The 3,548-nt window shown below is 69.7% G+C and carries 4 protein-coding genes and 1 pseudogene; 2 read left to right on the forward strand and 3 right to left on the reverse strand.

Going from position 1 to position 3,548, the window contains the following annotated elements:
- Window positions 1–78: 78 nt before the first annotated feature.
- Window positions 79–330, reverse strand: coding sequence for a hypothetical protein (locus tag IH80_RS41360; protein WP_030966492.1), 252 nt, complete (start codon window positions 328–330; stop codon window positions 79–81).
- Between the two features lie 435 nt (window positions 331–765).
- Window positions 766–1,677, reverse strand: a complete 912-nt coding sequence (locus tag IH80_RS0138100; RefSeq protein ID WP_030966493.1) for an alpha/beta hydrolase family protein — start codon at window positions 1,675–1,677, stop codon at window positions 766–768.
- 100 nt (window positions 1,678–1,777) lie between these two features.
- On the opposite strand from IH80_RS0138100, the gene IH80_RS0138105 reads away from it, so the two are divergent.
- On the forward strand, window positions 1,778–2,347 hold the full coding sequence (locus tag IH80_RS0138105; protein ID WP_030966494.1) for a TetR/AcrR family transcriptional regulator: 570 nt from the start codon (window positions 1,778–1,780) through the stop codon (window positions 2,345–2,347).
- 263 nt (window positions 2,348–2,610) lie between these two features.
- On the opposite strand, the gene IH80_RS0138110 is transcribed toward IH80_RS0138105, so the two are convergent.
- Window positions 2,611–2,877 carry a profilin gene (locus tag IH80_RS0138110; protein ID WP_078906978.1) on the reverse strand — a complete coding sequence of 89 codons (267 nt, stop codon included), beginning with the start codon at window positions 2,875–2,877 and terminating at the stop codon, window positions 2,611–2,613.
- Between IH80_RS0138110 and IH80_RS40325 the strand changes: the two are divergent.
- Window positions 2,831–3,519, forward strand: a pseudogene (locus tag IH80_RS40325) (transposase family protein). The gene IH80_RS0138110 and the pseudogene IH80_RS40325 sit on opposite strands and share 47 nt — an antisense overlap.
- The last annotated feature ends 29 nt before the right edge of the window (window positions 3,520–3,548 follow it).

Here is a 3,548-nt window from a genome sequence, read left to right on the forward strand (position 1 = left end):
TACGAGATACGCGCCGACCTCCACCTCGGGCTGCTTCAACTCGCCTGCAGCATCATCTGCTTGCGACGCCTACGAACCTCATTCTGAAACGATCAGTAAGAGGGTGCGCCTCTCCTCGTACGGGCGCGTCAGGAGCTCCTGGCCGTCCAGCTGCAACACGTCGAACGCGACGAAGTAGGCCGGCAGGCCGACCGCAAGTCCTTCGCGCGCCGCGAGCGCGGGCGGCGGCCCGGCGCTGCAACGCCTCGAACGACAACCGCCCCGCTTCGGCGTCCCAGACGACCAGTGGAAGACCAGGCCGTGCGGCAACTGCTCCTCGGCGGCCGCCACCAGGCCCAGCCACCGGTCCTGAACCAGCGACCCGCGACGGGTCTCACAGCGCCGCCCGGCCCGGCCTCGGCGAAAACGAACGCCCGATGCCCGTCCCAGCTCCGTTCATAGGCCGCCCCCGCGCGCAGCGCAACAGGGCCCGGCACCAATCCACGACCTGCGCCAGCAGCGGCTCAGCCGGTGGTCGCAGCACCGTCCCCGGGGCCTCCCTCACGGATCGCCCCCTCCAGGGTCGCCCCGGCCGCCCCCTGTACCCGAGTGCAAGGGAAGCGGAACTCGGAGGCTTGGAACCCCTCCAGGGAAGTGCCGACGGGCCGGGCGGCGTCAACGCGCGCGCCTCGAACCGGCCCAGCGTGCGCGTCGGCGCCGAGGCGGCGCCGAACTCCGCCCCGCTCGCTGCTGACCGCCGAGTATGCCCCGGCGGTCAGGCTGAGCTCACTTGCTGGCAAGGCTCCACGCACCTTCGCTGCCTTCGGCGGTGCTGTTGAGGGCGGTCCACTCGGCCTCGTCGAGGTGGAGGGCTGCGCGGAGGTAGGCGGAGATCGCGTCGGCTGTGAGGGCGACACGGGCGGGGTCCTCGTCGGTGGTCTCGGCGACCTTCTCGCCGGCGATTCCGCCCATGGTGTGCTCGGCCTCGGTGATGCTGAGCAGGCTCTTGGGCGCCGGGCTGAGGTGGTAGGCGTCGGTGAACCACTCCGGCCCGCGGGTGGAGAGCTGCGAGTCGTCCTTGCCGCCCGCGACGACCAGGGCCGGGGTGGTCATGGTGGAGAAGTCCGGCTTCATGAACGGAAGGTTCTCGGCGGCGAACGGGGTGAGGGTGTCGCCGGTTCCCGTCGCCCCGATCAGCGCGCCGGCCGAAACCGCGGAGTGGGAGAAGTCCTCTCCCGCAACACCCTCGGCGTCCAGCACGCGTGCACCGAGGAGGGCGCCCGCAGTCTGGGCGCCCCAGGAGTGGCCGACCACGGCAGTGCGCTCACGGTCGGCGCGGGTCTCCAGGCCGGCCTGGGCCAGGACGTCTGCGAGGTGGTCGAGGATTGCGTGCAGGTCGGTAATCCGCACGCGCCAGATGGTGGCGAAGCGCGGGTCGTCCCAGGCGATGGCGTTGCGCCGGGAGTCCAGGTGGGTGGGCTGCACTACGACGAATCCGGTGGCGGCCCACCGGTCGACGAGGGGCTCGTACCCGTCCAGTGACCACGCGTTCCCGTGGGAGAAAACGATCACAGGCAGGTTCTGGCCCGACCGGGGTGCGGTGACCTTGACCTGAAGGTCGATGCCGCGCCCGGGCGAGGGAACAACGATGGGCTTGACCGAGACGATCTGCTGGCTGAGGGAGTGGGACGAGGACATGAGGGTCCTGCACTTTCTGATTACCGGGATGCCATAATTTGGCGGAGCGTCGTTCCGCCAAATTAGCGGAACATTGTTCCGCGAGCAATGGGAGGCATCCGTGCCGGAGTCGGTCGGGGTACGCCAGGCACAGGCCCAGCGCACCCGCAGTGACGTGCTGGAGGCCGCTGCGGCAGTCTTCGTGGACCGGGGCATCCAGGCACCCGTCCGCGACATCGCCGAACGCGCCGGCGTCGGTGTCGGCACGGTCTACCGAAACTTCCCGACCCGCGCGGATCTCGTCACTGCCGTCTACCGGCACCAGATCGACGCCTGCACCGCTCTCGCGCCCCGGCTTCTTGAGGAATCCGCCTCGCCGTTCACCGCTCTGACCCTGTGGACGGACGCGTTCGTGGACTTCCTGGTGACCAAGCACGGCCTCGGCGCGGCGCTGGGCTCCGGTGACCCAGGACTGGAGAACCTCCACGCCCTCATGCTCGACACCCTGGTCCCGGCCTGCGCGTCATTGCTGGACGCCTGCGCCGCCACCGGGGAACTTCGCCCCGGTGTCGCCGCCTACACGCTCCTCCGCGCCATCGGAAACCTCTGCATCACCGGCCCCGACTACGGCCAGGCCGACGCCAAGGGCGTGGTCGCCCTCCTCCTCGCCGGATGCCACAGCAAGGTGTGACGGCTGCCTCAGGGGGCAGCGGCAAGCGACGTCCGCTGCTCGATTCGGTCCGGCCAGGGACCAGCCTCGAATGAAACCTGAGAGGTGATGCGCCTGTCGGTAAACGCTCGTGGGCCTGCTCCGTTGCGGGCTACGGTCCGGAGGACAGCGCCATCGGCGTGCTGTAGCTGCCCGCCCAGCACACAGGCCCCGGACGGAACCCGTCCGGGGCCTGTGTGCTGGGCGGGCCGGACCCGCGGTACCGCCTGCTTCGAATCGTGGTGTCAGTGGCCGGTTGACCTCAAGAAGTCCCCCAGGTTCTCGACAACGGGCGTCGTCTCCCCTGCCGTCCGCGGCGCCTCGTACGTGCCCACAACGACCGATTGGTTCGTCTTGACGAGAACGGCGCCGTTGGCCTTGTTCTTCAGGTGGATCGATTGGGCGCCTGCATTCAAGGTGCCGTACTGGGTGCCGGCGAGCTGCAGGCCCGACACCTTTGCTTGTATGGGTGGGGTGTTGCGGGCTGAGCCGTTGTGGGTGGAGACGTTCACGGGGTTGCGGGTCGACCGGTTCGCGAAGGTGGTGCGGGAGCGGGGCGGGAACGGGCCCGGTGGTGGCCGCCCGTGGTGTCTGCCGCTGGCGGACCGGGTGCTACTGGTGGCGGTGTACTACCGGACGAACCTCACGATGCGGCAGCTCGCCCCGCTGTTCGGGATCTCCCCGGCCACCGTCTGCCGGGTGATCCAGCGCCTGCCTGATCCCGGTTCCGCGACCGCACCGTCGGTGCCTCCTCGCGCAACTACCCGTTCTCGGCGAACGTGCAGGTCATCATCGACGCCGACACCCGCCTGGTCATCGCGAGCGCCCGGCCGGCACCAGGGAACAAGGCCGACGCCCACGTCTGGCGGGAGTCGGACCTGCCCGCCAAAGCCGCGGGGACCACGGTCATCGCCGACGGCGCCTACCTGGGCACCGGCCTGATCGTCCCGCACCGCAAAAGGGCCGGACGACCCCTCCTGCGCGGACAGGAAGAGGACAACGCCGAACACCGACGCGTCCGAGCCCGCGTCGAGCATACCTTCGCCCGCATGAAGAACTGGAAGATCCTCCGCGACTGCCGCCAAAAGGGCGACGGCCTCCACCACGCCGTCCAGGCCGTCGCCACCATGCACAACCTCGCCCTCGCCGGGTGAAACAACAGGCCAAACACCACACAGGCCTG

Source organism: Streptomyces sp. NRRL S-378, assembly GCF_000720645.1.
GTDB lineage: Bacteria > Actinomycetota > Actinomycetes > Streptomycetales > Streptomycetaceae > Streptomyces.